General features: G+C 70.3%; 14 protein-coding genes. 7 read left to right on the top strand and 7 right to left on the bottom strand.

What is annotated here, in order from left to right:
- Positions 1–21: 21 nt before the first annotated feature.
- The 4 genes from SFY69_05460 to SFY69_05445 form a co-directional block, all read right to left on the bottom strand.
- A complete protein-coding gene (locus SFY69_05460) occupies positions 22–702 on the bottom strand; it encodes a hypothetical protein (protein ID MDX2131478.1) in 681 nt (226 codons plus the stop codon).
- A 60-nt stretch (positions 703–762) separates the two neighbouring features.
- On the bottom strand, positions 763–2,148 hold the full coding sequence (locus SFY69_05455; protein MDX2131477.1) for a Type 1 glutamine amidotransferase-like domain-containing protein: 1,386 nt from the start codon (positions 2,146–2,148) through the stop codon (positions 763–765).
- Positions 2,149–2,282: 134 nt separating this feature from the next.
- Positions 2,283–3,131 (bottom strand): DUF4394 domain-containing protein, encoded by an 849-nt coding sequence (locus SFY69_05450; GenBank protein MDX2131476.1) that lies wholly within the window; start codon positions 3,129–3,131, stop codon positions 2,283–2,285.
- On the bottom strand, positions 3,128–3,322 hold the full coding sequence (locus SFY69_05445; GenBank protein ID MDX2131475.1) for a hypothetical protein: 195 nt from the start codon (positions 3,320–3,322) through the stop codon (positions 3,128–3,130). Before SFY69_05445 ends, SFY69_05450 begins: the two co-directional genes overlap by 4 nt.
- Before the next feature lie 12 nt (positions 3,323–3,334).
- On the opposite strand from SFY69_05445, the gene SFY69_05440 reads away from it, so the two are divergent.
- The 3 genes from SFY69_05440 (at position 3,335) to SFY69_05430 (ending at position 7,025) form a co-directional block, all read left to right on the top strand.
- Positions 3,335–4,711 (top strand): DUF418 domain-containing protein, encoded by a 1,377-nt coding sequence (locus tag SFY69_05440; GenBank protein MDX2131474.1) that lies wholly within the window; start codon positions 3,335–3,337, stop codon positions 4,709–4,711.
- Positions 4,712–4,747: 36 nt separating this feature from the next.
- Complete coding sequence (gene ribB / locus SFY69_05435; GenBank protein ID MDX2131473.1) at positions 4,748–5,947, top strand: 3,4-dihydroxy-2-butanone-4-phosphate synthase; 1,200 nt, start codon at positions 4,748–4,750, stop codon at positions 5,945–5,947.
- Positions 5,948–6,119: 172 nt separating this feature from the next.
- Positions 6,120–7,025 (top strand): DUF1579 family protein, encoded by a 906-nt coding sequence (locus SFY69_05430; GenBank protein MDX2131472.1) that lies wholly within the window; start codon positions 6,120–6,122, stop codon positions 7,023–7,025.
- Positions 7,026–7,117: 92 nt separating this feature from the next.
- On the opposite strand, the gene SFY69_05425 is transcribed toward SFY69_05430, so the two are convergent.
- Complete coding sequence (locus SFY69_05425; protein ID MDX2131471.1) at positions 7,118–8,401, bottom strand: diphosphate--fructose-6-phosphate 1-phosphotransferase; 1,284 nt, start codon at positions 8,399–8,401, stop codon at positions 7,118–7,120.
- Between the two features lie 102 nt (positions 8,402–8,503).
- Here SFY69_05425 and SFY69_05420 point away from each other — a divergent pair, with 102 nt between their 5' ends.
- From SFY69_05420 to ftsH, 4 genes are all read left to right on the top strand, one after another.
- Positions 8,504–8,770: a hypothetical protein gene (locus SFY69_05420; protein MDX2131470.1), complete on the top strand. Its 267-nt coding sequence runs from the start codon at positions 8,504–8,506 to the stop codon at positions 8,768–8,770.
- A gap of 58 nt (positions 8,771–8,828) precedes the next feature.
- Positions 8,829–9,917: an outer membrane protein assembly factor BamD gene (bamD, locus tag SFY69_05415; protein ID MDX2131469.1), complete on the top strand. Its 1,089-nt coding sequence runs from the start codon at positions 8,829–8,831 to the stop codon at positions 9,915–9,917.
- Positions 9,914–10,489: an LptE family protein gene (locus tag SFY69_05410; GenBank protein ID MDX2131468.1), complete on the top strand. Its 576-nt coding sequence runs from the start codon at positions 9,914–9,916 to the stop codon at positions 10,487–10,489. The genes bamD and SFY69_05410 overlap by 4 nt, the downstream gene beginning before the upstream one ends.
- A gap of 164 nt (positions 10,490–10,653) precedes the next feature.
- Complete coding sequence (gene ftsH / locus SFY69_05405; GenBank protein MDX2131467.1) at positions 10,654–12,699, top strand: ATP-dependent zinc metalloprotease FtsH; 2,046 nt, start codon at positions 10,654–10,656, stop codon at positions 12,697–12,699.
- 6 nt (positions 12,700–12,705) lie between these two features.
- On the opposite strand, the gene SFY69_05400 is transcribed toward ftsH, so the two are convergent.
- Both SFY69_05400 and SFY69_05395 read right to left on the bottom strand, forming a co-directional pair.
- Positions 12,706–13,257, bottom strand: a complete 552-nt coding sequence (locus SFY69_05400) for a hypothetical protein (protein ID MDX2131466.1) — start codon at positions 13,255–13,257, stop codon at positions 12,706–12,708.
- 21 nt (positions 13,258–13,278) lie between these two features.
- A complete protein-coding gene (locus tag SFY69_05395) occupies positions 13,279–13,566 on the bottom strand; it encodes a hypothetical protein (GenBank protein MDX2131465.1) in 288 nt (95 codons plus the stop codon).
- Positions 13,567–13,580 lie beyond the last annotated feature (14 nt).

The following is a 13,580-nucleotide window of genomic DNA, read 5'->3' as shown; positions in this document are numbered from 1 at the left end:
CCGGTTCGCGCTCGGCCGGTCTCACGCCGTCCCGGCGCCGCCGCTGCTCGCGCGTGCCGGCTTCACCGCGCCCCACGCCCGCACGGCCGCGCCCCGAGCCGCTCGCGCCGCCGACGACCCCGCCGCACGCCGCGCCGCCTGGCGCGTCACGCGTGCCGCCTGCACGCCCGTCATGCACAATCGCCCGACACCCTTGCCCGTGGCGACGCACGTATCCCGCACGCCGCCCGCGGCCAATCGCACCTTGCCCCAGCGCGTCAGGGGCTTCTTGATCGCCGCCCGCGCCGCCGCATGACGCACCGCGCTCTGCGTCACGATCCCGCCGACCACCGTCGCCATCATCCACAGCAGCCACGCGCGCCCGTGCGTCAGCGCCGGCTCGTCCACCACGCTCACCAGCAACCCCGCGAACGCCGAGATCGCCAGCGTCGTGGCGAACCCCACGCGCAGCATGCCCTTCGGCGGCGGCACCGGCTCGGGCGTCGAATCCACCACCTCGAACGCCGTGCGCTGCTCCGCGCCGGCCGGCGCGTCGTCCGCGACCCCGGGCGACGGCGGGGCGCCGTGCGGGGCACGACCCGACGCCTCCGTCCGTCGCCGATCGGAGTCGTCAAACGCCCACCACAACAGCAAATACCCCCGCCACAGCAGCAGCACGGGGGCACACACAATCCACTTGATGATCGATGACACGTAGAGCACGCCGCGGCCCTCCGCGAGCCCTCGCCCGCGCCACTTCTTCGGGATCCGCCGCCCACCCTTTCAGCCGCCCGTCGCCGCCTCCGGCGCCACAACCCCCCGCGTCCGCAGCGACAGCCCCCACCCGGGCCCCAGCACATGTACCCGCGCGCCCTCGAGATGGCTCGCGGCCCGCGCACCCGGCGCACCGCGCGTCCCGGCGTACGTCGCCCCCGCCGAATCCAGCACCAGCACCGACGACGTGCTGTCCGCACGCACGCGCACCAGCCCCGCCTCGTCCACCGCGAGATGGCACCCCTCCGGCACCCACCACCCGACCAGCCCGGGCCCCGCGGCCAACGCCCCCAGCACCGCCGCGAACGAGTCCCACACGTCGTCGCTGAACGCCCGCGTCCGCACCACGCTCCCCGGCAGGCGCCCCTCGCCCGACACGCTCTCCCACGCCCCGCGCCGCTCTTCACCCGCGCCCGCCTCCACCTTTCGCACGCGCAGCACGCCCAGCCCGCCGTCGCCCTCACGCGCGCCGTCGATCGTGAGCGCCTCGAACGATCGCTCCTCCACCACATCCCCGTGCCCGTTGCGCGCGGCCTCCGCGGGACGCTCCACCACCGCCCCGTCCGCCATTCGAAACGCCGACCCCGCCAGCAGCACGTCGCACGACAGGTCCGTCACCGTCGGGGGCCCGCCGCTCCCCACCCGCACCCGCGACCCCGCCGTCTCGCGCAGCAGCGTCACCGTGCCCTCGCCCATCACCCGGGCGATACCGTCGGCCCCCACCGCCGCCGCCGTCCGCGGATCACACCCCACGCCCAGCACCGCCCGCCGCTCCTCGAACAACTCGCGGCTTCTTCCCAGCAGCACCGGCAGCCGCCCCAGGCGCCCCCGCTCGGTGAAGTGCGTGTCGAACAGCACGCCCGGCGCGAGGCCCGTGAACCCGCGCACCAGCGTGGCGTCCGGGTGGGCCGGGTCCGCCAGCGCTTCCGTCGCCGACAGCGAGTCGTTCTCCGCCGAGTACGTCACCTCGCCGAGCACCGCGCACCCGGCGCTCGTGCCCGCGACCACGCCCCCGCGCGCCGCGAGTTCCCGGATCGCCGCGAACACCGACGTATTCCGCCAGCCCCGCACGTAACGACCCTGGTCGCCCCCGCGAAGAAACAGGACGTGCGCACGCCCGATCGCCGCCGCGGCCTCCGCCTCGCCGCCCCCGTCATCCGTCACGATGCACGAGCGCACCTCCGCCGCGCCCGCGTCGCGCAGGGCCTGCTCGCGCTCGTCGGGCTCGTCGAGCGTCACCGCGCCCAGAATCACGGCGCGCACGGCACCGTCCCCGCCCCCATCGCGGGCCAACCGCTCGCGCGCCGTGCGCACCATCCAGCCGAACGCCGCCGCGCTCCACGCCGTCGGCGCCGACAGCCCGCCGCCTTCCGCAAAGATCCGAGCGTGCTCCATGCGGGCAGTCTACCTGCCCGCCGGCGCGCGCCTCGCTCCAAGCACGAACCGCCCGCGAGGAACACTCGTCCCCCGCGGGCGGTAGAGATAGAGGCAAGTGATGTCGCCCGCCCGTGCGGGTGTGCGATAGGGGCTCAGCGCCGGCGACGCAGCGCCGCCGCCATGCCCAGCCCGAGCAGCGCCGCCGAGGCCGGCGCCGGCACCACCGTCATCGCGGTGATGATGCTCCCCCCACCCACTTCGCCCACCATCATCCCCGCGCCGGTCGACAGGTTCACCGTCCAGAACGTCGACCGCGACAAGTTCATGTCGCGGATCGACATGTACGCCACGCCCGTGTTCCCCGAGATGTCGAAGGTCGAGAGATCGGTGATGTCGGTCCCCAGCGACCCGATCGTCGTCAGTTGCCCGCTGTTCGCCGGGTTCTGCAGGAGCAGCGCGTCGAGCCCCGCGTCGACCACGAACAACTGCGTCCCCGCGCCGGTCATGAAGTTGTTCGTGTACGCCGCGCCAACCACGTTGGGGTTCACGCCCGCGTTGACGTCACCCGCCGCGAAGGCGAGCGTCCCGTCGACCGTCGTCACACCCGTCGACGGCACCGAGCGTAGGTTCTGGTCCGCGTCGCTCACCGTGCGGATGCGGTCCACCGTCGGGTTGAAGTCGAACCCGAACGACGAGCCGTTCAGCGACGCGGACAGCGGCGCGACGAACGTCGCCTGCCCGTTCGCCGGGTTCACGCGGTACAGGTTGCTGAAGCTCCCCAGCGCGAACAGCTCCCCCGTCGCCGGGCGGAGGTCCAGGCCCTGCACGGTCTCGTTGGGCGCGAGCCCCTGCACCGGCGCCCCCGACAGGATCGTCCCCGGCGCCGCGCTGTCCCAGGACACCAGCGTCTGCGTCAGCGTCACCCCGTACACCAGTTCCGCCATCGCCGGCGCCCCTGCCCCGCACAGCACCATCCCCGCGATCAATGTAACATGCTTCATGAGTGCTTCCCTTTCTCCAGACCGATCGCCGCCGACAGCACGGCGCGTCCGCGCGCGGCCTGCTCGCCACGCGGCGAACGCCCGCACTCGGACTCGATGCCCGCGACCGTACCAGCATGTATCTCCGTGGCCACCATCTTGCGGCCGCATTGACTGATTTTCGGGATGAAGTTCAGGACTTGCGCTTTCACCGAGGATTGTGAATGAAACCTCACTCACCCGTTCCCGCATCCAATCGCATCGACGCCGTCGACGTCGCCCGGGGCTTCGCGCTCCTGGGCATCCTCTGCGTCAACGTCCAGTTCTTCTCCGAGCCGTTCGGCGAGTACATGAACTTTGCGCCCACGGGCCCACTCGCCGATCAACTCGTCCACGTCGGCGTCCACGTCCTCTGCACGGGCAAGTTCTACAGCCTCTTCTCGCTGCTCTTCGGCGTTGGCTTCGCCCTCCAGCGCACCCGCGTCCGCGACGCCGCCGCCGTCTCCTGGGGCCCCCTCTACGCCCGCCGACTTGTCTTTCTGCTCGCCGTCGGCGCGATTCATGCATTGGGCTTCTGGTACGGCGACATCCTCTTCCTCTACGCCACCCTCGGCTTCGTCCTCCTCCTCCTGGGGCACCTCCCCGCGCGCACCCTCGCCATCGTCGGCGCCGCGCTCCTCGCCTTCTCCCTTTTCCTCAACACCACCTTCGCGCTGCTCTCGACGCTCAGCCCCCGGCCGCAGCGCACCGCGTCGGTGGAGGTAGCGCCACCCGCGCCCGCCGAGCCCGCTCCCGCCGAGCCCGCTTCCACTGATTCCGCTTCCGCCAATCCGGACGCCGCCGCACCGACGTCCACCGAACTCGCGTCTCCCGCGCCCGCCAAGCCGCCCTTTGAGCGCCTCCTCCACGCCTGGCGGCAGGGTCAGGGCCAGAGCCCCGACGACCCCGTCTGGATGCAGGCCGAGACCGAGGCCTACCGCGACGGCCCGTACGACCAGCTCTTCGCCTTCCGCGCGCTCTCGTGGGGGTTCATCCTGCTCATCTCGCTCTTTGGCTTCGGCTGGAGCGTCCTGGGCATGTTCCTCATCGGCGCCGCGCTCGCCAAGGGCAACGCCTTCGCCCCCCAGCACCGCGCGCTCCACCGCCGCCTCGTCGCCGCGGGGTTCCTCGTCGGGCTCCCCGTCGCCGCCCTGGGCATGTGGGTCATCTCCTCCGGCGATCAACTCTGGCGGCTCGCCGTCTTCACCTTCACCCAAGGCCTGTCCGGCCCGCTCATGGCCGGCGGCTTCCTGGGCATGTGGGTCCTCATCGTCGCCTCCGGCAAGCTCCGCCTGCTCACCGCGCTCCTCGCCAACGCAGGCCGCATGGCCTTCACCAACTACCTCATGCAGACCCTCATCGCCACCACCACCTTCTACTTCTACGGCCTGGGCAACTTCGGCTCGTTCTCCCGCGTCGAGCAGATCGTCTTCGTCTTCAGCGTCTACCTCTTCCAGCTCGTCTTCAGCACCCTCTGGATGCACTTCTTCCAGATCGGCCCACTCGAGTACCTCTGGCGAACCGCCACCTACCTCCGCGCCCCCCGCCTTACCCGTGCCTGACGCCGCACCCCACGCCCACCCCGTACCCTGCCCGCGATGCCCTTCTCCCCCATCCCCGACGTCCTCGACGACCTCCGCGCCGGGCGCATGGTCGTCCTCACCGACGACGAGCACCGCGAGAACGAGGGCGACCTCGTCCTCCCCGCGCAGTTCGTCACGCCCGAGGCCGTGACGTTCATGCTCCGTCACGCCCTGGGCTACCTCTGTCTCTCGCTTACCGAGACCGACTGCGACCGGCTCAATCTCCATCCGCAGGCCGGCATCAACACCACGCCCCGCGGCACCGCGTTCACCGTCTCCATCGACCTCCACGCCAAGCACGGCGGCACCACCGGCGTCTCCGCCAAGGAGCGCGCCGCCTGCATCCGCATGGCCATCGACCCGCGCTTCGGACCCGACGACTTCGCCCGCCCCGGGCACATCAACCCGCTGCGCTCGCGCGACGGGGGCGTCCTCGTCCGCACGGGCCAGACCGAGGGCTCGCTCGACCTCTGCCGCCTGGCCGGTCTCTACCCCGCCGCGTGCATCATCGAGATCATGCGCCCGGACGGCGAGATGGCCCGCCTCCCCGACCTCAAGGCCTTCTGCGCCGAGCACAACCTCAAACTGTGCTCGGTCGCCCAGATCATCCAGCACCGCCTCGCGCGCGAGACCCTCGTCCGCCGCCTCCCGCCCTTCGAAGGCCGCCCCCTCCGCACCGAGTTCGGCACCTTCACGGCGTTCCTGTTCGAGTCCGTCGTCGACCCGCTCCCGCACCTCGTGCTCACAGTCGGCGACGTCGGACGCACCATCGGCGCGGACGCCGTCTCGCCACCCGACGACCGGCCGACCCTCGTCCGCATGCACCGGCGCCACCTCCTGGGCGATGCGTTCGGCGATCTGGACGCATCGCCCGACGGCCCCACAAGCCGCATCCTCCACGAGTCCATGCGGCTCCTCCAGCGCGAAGGGCGCGGCGCGCTCGTCTATCTGCGCACCAGCGGGCCCGACCACCCTCCGGGCGCGGACCTCGAGAACCACCTCCAGACGCTCCGACGCCACCCGCTCGACGCCGATCGTCCGGAGCTCGCGTCCCCCGCGTCGGGTGATGCACCACGGCGCGAGTTCGGCGTCGGCGGGCAGATCCTGCGGGCACTTGGCCTGCGCAAACTCCGCCTGCTCACCAACTCCAGCCGCGCACTCCCCGGGCTCGACGCCTTCGGCCTCGAGATCACCGAGCGCGTGCCCGTCCGATAAGCGCCCCGGGCACCGACAAGTCCTGAAACCCTGTCGATCCGAGAACTCGCGCGTCCGTCGGACCGATGGAGTCTCCCGGAAGCGAGAAGGTCAACGCGAGGACGCCGCGGGCACAGGGCCCGCCCGGCATCTCACCTCCGCGTGACGGCCTTCCGACCTGGGAAGACCAGCCATGCACACGACGACTCGCAACGTTCTCGCCGCCCTCTTCGTCCTCGTCGCCGGCAGCGCCGTCGCGCAGCCCTCCAACACCTCGACGCAGAACTCGTCCAACTCCAACAACACTCCCAACACCAACACCACCACAAACAACAACAACAACAACAACAACAACAACGCCGCGTTCTCCCCCAGCGATCCCTCGCAGACCGCCCTCGTCGAGCTCGGCCAGTTCGGCATGCCCAACGACAACCACTTCCGCTTCGGCCTCGACACCATGGGCCGCTGGACCACCGTCACCACCTGGTGGCCCGCCCCCGACGCCCAGCCCATGACCACCACCGGCGAAGCCACCTTCACCCTCGTCGACGGCATGGGCGGCAAGTTCGTCCGCCAGGAGTTCCGCAACACCGACCAGAACCAGAAGTTCGTCGGCAACGCCATCTACGGCTTCAACAACGCCACCAACCAGTACGAGTCCGTCTGGTTCGACAGCGCCGCCAGCCACATGATCGTCTCCCACGGCGTCCGCGCTGACGACGGCTCCATCTCCTTCACCGGCGCCTTCGTCGACCCCCGCGACGGCCTGCGCAAGACCACCCGCACCGTCCTCTCGTGGCAGGGCAAGACCACCATGACCTCCGAGTCCTTCGACACCACCTCCGACGGACGCGAGTTCCGCAACCTCCGCGTCGTCTACACCCGCACCACCCCCCACACCTGGAACCCCAACGCCACCAACACCTCCACTACCGCGACCACCACCAACAACAACAGCCCCAACACCACCCCGCGCCGCTTCACGAACGTCACCCCCGGCTCCAACACCATCACCAAGAAGCCCGACACCTCCAACCAGCACACCAACGTCCCCGATACCACCAACACCAACCCCACCGACATGACCTCGCCCCGCTGAGCCCCTCAACCCTTCCACAATGCACGACCGCCGCGGGCCTTCCCGCGGCGGTTTCGCTTTGTCTGTTCATCACCGCTCGCGAGCCGCGGTCGCTACAGCCGCTCGAACCCCGGCAGCGGGCCCACCAGCGGTAGCGCGTACTCCACGAACTCGCGCGACACGTTGTTGTGCCCGTCGAGGAAGTTCGCCGGCATGTGCCGCGTCTTCCCCGCGACCGCCGACAACTCCACCCGGCGGAACGCGCTCAGGTAGGGCTGCCCGTTGTCCTGCCCCAGCCACTGGTCGCTCCCCGACCCCTGCCGCACGATCGCCACGCTCCCGTCGTGCACGCCCTGCATCGCCAGACGCGCCGCGAACTGCCCCGCACGGCGCGCCTCCACGCCGTCCACCGGGCTCGCGTCGGGCCAGCAGCGCTGCACGTACCCGAACGTGTCCGCCCGCACGCGGGGCGGCTTCCCGCCGGCCGGCGTCAGCTTCGCCTTGAGGAAGTCCGCCAGCGCGTCGCCCAGCGCCCCGCTTCCGGAGAGCTGCACGTTCCCGTGCGCGTCGACCTGCCCCGAAGAGATCAGCTTCGCGCCGATGGGCGTTCCGCTCGCGTCGCAGATCCCCTCCGACACCGCGATGTGGCACCGCCCCTTGCGCGAGTACCACCCCTCCACGTCCGCCACGAACCGGTCCATGTCGAAGGGCACCTCGGGCACATAGATCAACTGCGGGCCGTCCGTGCTCTCGCCGCCGTTCGCGCCGGAGAACTCGCGGTCATGCCGGCGGGCAAGCACGCTCGCCGCCGTCAGGAACCCCGCGTGACGCCCCATGACGACGTTGATCTTGATCCCCGGGAGCGAGATGTTGTCCATGAAGTCCGCCATGCACGCCATCGCCACGAAGCGTGCGGCGCTCGGGAACCCGGGCGTGTGGTCGTTCTCCAGCAGGTCGTTGTCCACCGTCTTGGGAACGTGGAAGCATCGCAGGTCGTACCCCGCCGCCACCGCCCGCTCCCGCACCAGGCGGCACGTGTCGGAGCTGTCGTTCCCGCCGATGTAGAAGAAGTACCGCACGCTGCGATCGCGGCACGCGCGCAGCACCCGCTCGCAGTACTCCCCGTCGGGCTTGTCGCGCGTGCTCCCCAGCCCCGCGCTGGGCGTCGTCGCCAGCCGGTCCAGGCGGTCCTGGTGCATGTCCGTCAGGTCGACGAGCTCGCCCTTCGTCAGCCCGCGCACGCCGTGCCGCATCCCAAGCACGCGGCCCACCACGCCCGCCGCGTGCAGCCCCTGCCGCAACCCTTCGACCACGCCGACCAGCGACTGGTTGATGACCGCTGTCGGCCCGCCGGACTGGCCGATCACCGCGTTCCCAGGTACAAGCTCGCCCATCATGCCGCCAGCGTAGCCGACGACACGTCCCGGACCACGCCCCGCCGCCCGGCCCGCCCAAAAAGTCTACACTTCGGGGCGGCCCGCGCCGCTGAGGAGACTCCCATGCACCGCCGCCTCTTCGTGCTTTCCCTTGCCCTGCTCCCCCTCGCCGGCTGCGCGTCCACCGCCTCCAAGTCCGGCAGCCAGTCGCGCGCGAGCGCCGGCATGGTCAACTCCAAGTGCCCCATGGTCCCCGACCACCCCATCAAGCCCGGCGTCACGACCACCTACAAGGGCAACACCGTCGGGTTCTGCTGCAACGGCTGCATCCCCGAGTGGAACTCCCTCTCCGATGCCCAGCGCGACGCCCTCCTCGCCAAGGCCAAGTAGCACGCACGCCGCGCCCTCCTCGCACGCCCGTGCGCCCGCAACGGGTATGCTTCGCGCGATGAACCTCCTTCCCGCCGCGCCCCGCGCCGCGCTCGCGATCTTCGCGTGCGCCCTCGCCCTCTCGCTTGCCGCCGGCGGCTGCGGCTCGGGACGCTCATCCCGCGACCGATCGTCCGCGACCGCCCCGATCTCCGACGCCGAGGTCCGCCTCGCGGAGGGCTCGTCCGCGCAGACCATCGCCCAGGCACGCCGCCTCATCGCCGACGAGCGCTTCGCCCAGGCCAAGAGCCTCCTGGACGACTGGATCGCCGCCCCGGGTGCCCGACGCCTGGGCGTCTATCCCGAAGCGGTCTACCTCCGCGGCGTCGCCAAGCTCGGCGACGACCGTGAGTACGACGCCCTCTACGACTTCGAGGAGGTGGTCAAGAACTACCCCGCGTCCGAGTTCTTCGCGAGCTCCCTGGAGCGCGAGTTCGAGATCGCCAAGGACTACCTAGCCGGCAAGCGCATCCGATACCTGGGCCTGCGCATCGGCGACGGCATCGCCGAGGCCGAGGAAATCCTCACCCGCATCAACGAACGCATGCCCGGCAGCCGCCTCGCCGAACAGGCCTTGCTCGAGCTCGGCGACTTCTACTACCGCACCCGGAACCTCAAGATGGCGGCCGAGGTCTACGACGTCTTCCTGAGCCTCTTCCCGCGCAGCGAGCACCGCTCCAAGGCCATGCAGCGCCGGGCGTTCGCGAACATCGCCCAGTACCGCGGCCCGCAGCACGACGCGCGCGGGCTCATCGAGGCCAAGTACCAGATCGAGCAGTTCCAGCGCGAGTTCCCCCTCGACGCCGAACGCGTCGGGATGTCCGACGCGCTCCAGGCCCGCCTCGACGAATCCGCCGCCGAGCAGATGCTCGCCACCGCGCGCTGGCATCTCGACCGCGACGACCAGGTCGCGGCCCGCTACGCCCTCACCCGCCTGCTGAACGCCTACCCGCAGACCGGCGCCGCCCGCGACGCGCTCGCCCTCCTCCAGCGCAACAACTGGCCGCTGCCCGGCGCCGAGAACACGCCGGGCACCGATGTTCCCCCGAACGCCGATTCGCCGCCGAACGCGCCCGACGAGCCCGCCCCCGCGGAGGCCACCCCGTGAAGCCCCGCCGCCCCCGCTTCCCTGTCTCGCTGCTCGCTGTCTCGCTCTTCCCTGTCTCGCTCCTCGCTCTCTCCCTGCTCTCTGTCTCGGTCCTCGCCCCCGTCGGCTGCGCCGCCGACCCGCGCCAGGGCTACTCCTTCGCGTCCACCTATCCCGACGGCATCGAATCCGTCCGCGTGCCAGTGTTCGAGAACTACACGTACGAGCCCGGGCTCGACGCGGAGGTCACCGAAGCGATCATCAAGGAACTGCAGCGCTCGTCATCACTCCGCGTGGTCCAGGGCGACGCCGCCGCGTCCGTCCTGAAGGGCGTCATCACCGGCGTCGACCTCCGCCGCCTGTCGCTCGACCGCCAGACCGGCTTCGCGCAGGAGCTCGCCGTCACGATCACCGTGGACTTCGAATGGCGTGACGCCCGCAGCGGGAAGGTCCTCGCCGCCCGCTCCAACTTCCGCGCCACCGACACGTTCGTCCCCGCCCGCCCCACCGCCGAGCGCTTCGACACCGGGCGACACGCCGCGGTTTCCCGGCTTGCGCGCGACATCGCGTCCGAACTCCGATCCGGCTGGTAACGAGAGACGTACAACACATGCGCGGCCAGCCCGCGCGCTGGCATACGGTACCGATCCCGCCCCGGCGTCCGGGGGATTCCGCCGAGTCGCTGTGCATCCGCGGAACCGGATCGACGAAAAAACGGTGTTCGGCGCAACACTTTCCCGCCGAACCGGAGAACGCTGTGGCACGACTCCCGGATCTCTCGCATCACCCCATGGCCTCGGGCGACTCACCCCGCCCCGGCAAGAACCGCACGCCCGGCGACTCCAACCGCGCCGGGGGCCCTCCCGCCAACTCCCGCGGGCCGTTCTTCCTCGTCGCCCTCGCCGTCCTCGGCCTCATCGTCTTCATGCTCTTCGCCACCCCGGGCCGCGGCGAACGCATCACCATCGCCCAGTTCCGCGCGCAGTACGAGAACGGGCAGATCATCGAAGAGTCCGTCAAGGTCCGCGACGACGGCGTGCTCGCCAAGCGCCGCGCCGGCCCGGATTCCAAGGCCGACACCACCATCTTCGTTCCCATCAACAACACCTCCAAAGACGCCATCATGGCGGAGATCACCGACATCACCCAGGGCAAGTACGAACCCCTCCCCGCCTCTCCCTGGACCAACATCCTCCTCTTCTTCGGGCCCGTCCTGCTCATGGTCCTGCTCGTCTGGTTCCTGCTCTCGCGCGTCTTCCGCGGCGCAGGGGGCGGGCCCGGCATGCTCGGCAACTTCGGCAAGTCGCGCCATCGAACCCTCAACAAGGAAATGACCGGGGTCACCTTCTCCGACGTCGCCGGCGTCGACGAGGCCAAGGAAGAAGTCACCGAGATCATCGAGTTCCTCAAGAACCCCAAGAAGTTCACCAAGCTCGGCGGGCGCATCCCCCGCGGCGTGCTCCTCATCGGCGAGCCCGGCTGCGGCAAGACGCTCCTCGCCAAGGCCATCGCCGGCGAGGCCGACGTCCCCTTCTTCTCCATCTCCGGGTCGGACTTCGTCGAGATGTTCGTCGGCGTGGGCGCCTCGCGCGTCCGCGACCTCTTCAAGCAGGCCAAGGAATCCGCCCCCTGCATCATCTTCCTCGATGAGATCGACGCTGTCGGACGCCGGCGCGGCTCGGGCTTCGTCTCGGGCGGGCACGACGAACGCGAGCAGACCCTCAACGCCATCCTCGTGGAGATGGACGGCTTCACGCCCGCCGACGGCGTGATCGTCATCGCCGCGACCAACCGCGCGGACGTCCTCGACCCCGCCCTCATCCGCCCGGGGCGCTTCGACCGCCAGATCACCGTCCCGCTGCCGGACGTCAAGGGCCGCGTCGAGATCCTCAAGGTCCACGCCAAGAAGGTCAAGCTCAGCCCCGACGTCGACCTCGAGCGCATCGCCCGGGGGACGCCCATGTTCTCCGGCGCCGACCTCGCCGCGATCATCAACGAAGCCGCCATCATGGCGACCATGGCCGAGAAGGAACACGTCGAGCACGTCGACCTCGAAGAGGCGCGCGACAAGGTCAAGTTCGGGCGCGCCAAGAAGTCGCGCGTCCGCGAGAAGGAAGAGAACAAGCTCGTCGCCTATCACGAGGCCGGGCACGCCGTCCTCCAGGCACTCGCCAAGGACGCCGACCCGCTCCACAAGGTCACCATCATCCCCCGCGGCGGGATGGGCGGCGCCACCTTCTCGCTCCCCTCCAAGGACCGCATGGGCTACTCGCTCAAGTGGCTCAACGCCACCATGCGCATCGCCTGCGGCGGTCGCATCGCCGAGCAGAAGGCCATGGGCGATGTCTCCAGCGGCGCCCAGCAGGACATCCTGCAGGTCACGAGCATCGCGCGCGCGATGGTCCTCGAGTGGGGCATGTCCAAGAACCTCGGCTTCGTCCGCTACGCCGGGCTCGACACCCGCGAGTCCATGCTCCCCGACAAGGACTACTCGCCCGAGACCGCCCGCCTCATCGACGAGGAGGTGCGGCGCATCGTCGACCAGGCCTTCGCCGACGCCGAACGCATCATCGAGGCGCACTGGGCGCAGGTCGTCGCCGTCGCCGAGGCGCTCCTGAAGTACGAGACGCTCTCCTCCGACGATGTTGAGAAGCTCATGCGGGGCGAGACCCTGACGCGCCCTGCGCTCGTGAGCGACGCGGCCCGCGCCGAGGAACGCCGCAAGGCCGCCAAGGCCGTCCTCGACCAGATCGACCGCCCCGAGCCCGACGTGCCCCCCGGCACGCTCCCTACCCCGGCCTGACGCGCCCTACCCCATGTCGATCGATCGCATCATGCGCTCCGCTTCGGTCAGCGATTCGGCCGCCTCCGAGAGCTTCTCCAGCACGACGCGCGCCGCCTTCGGGTCCCTGTGGGAATTCATGTTCGGGTCTCGCGACACCGAGTCCCGCAGCTTGACGAAGTCCGCCGCCGCGAACTTCAGCCGCTGACACACCGCGTCCCGCCCCGTGTGGATCGCGAGGATGAAGGGCGACGATTCGTCGAGCTCCTTCCCGCTCCCGCCGCCGGACTTTGCCAGCGCGTCCAGCGTCGCCTGGTCCTTCTTCGCCGTCGCGTCCATCTTGTCCAGCGTCGCCTCGGCGTTCTTCAGGCTTCTCGCCAGCGCGTCGCACGCGGCCCGCAGCTTCGTCACGCTCACGACCTCCGCCTGCAGCGCCGACTTCGCGTGCTCGATCTCCGAAGGCGTTCCGTACTTGAGGTCCGCCAGCACCCGCGAGCGAGCGAGGCTGCGCTTGCCGGCGTCCTCGACGATCCGCATGATCGAGTCCGAAGCTTTCAGAACATCCGATGCGTCGGCCATGGCGTCCGTCTCCTCTGCTGCCTATATCTTCAAGGCAACCATCGCCTCTTTCGCCCGCGCCTTCGCCCCCGCCAGGTAGATGTCCAGCGACTTGAAGGCCCCCTTCGCCATCTCGCGCTTGCGTTCAAACTCCTTCACGCTCGCCGCCGTGTACCCGTCGGGCACCTTCGCGAGCACCTTCGCCTTCAACTTGTCCGCCTCGATGATCGCCGCGTCGATCTTGGCGACCGCCGCGCTGATCTTCTGCGATTGCTTGTCGAAGTAGGCCTTCGCCTCCGCGGACGAGTTGAACGATTTCACCGACGCCATGGGCACCTCCCCGC

Source organism: Planctomycetota bacterium (assembly GCA_033763975.1).
GTDB lineage: Bacteria > Planctomycetota > Phycisphaerae > Phycisphaerales > UBA1924 > RI-211.
This window is presented reverse-complemented; position numbering and strand designations above follow the sequence as displayed.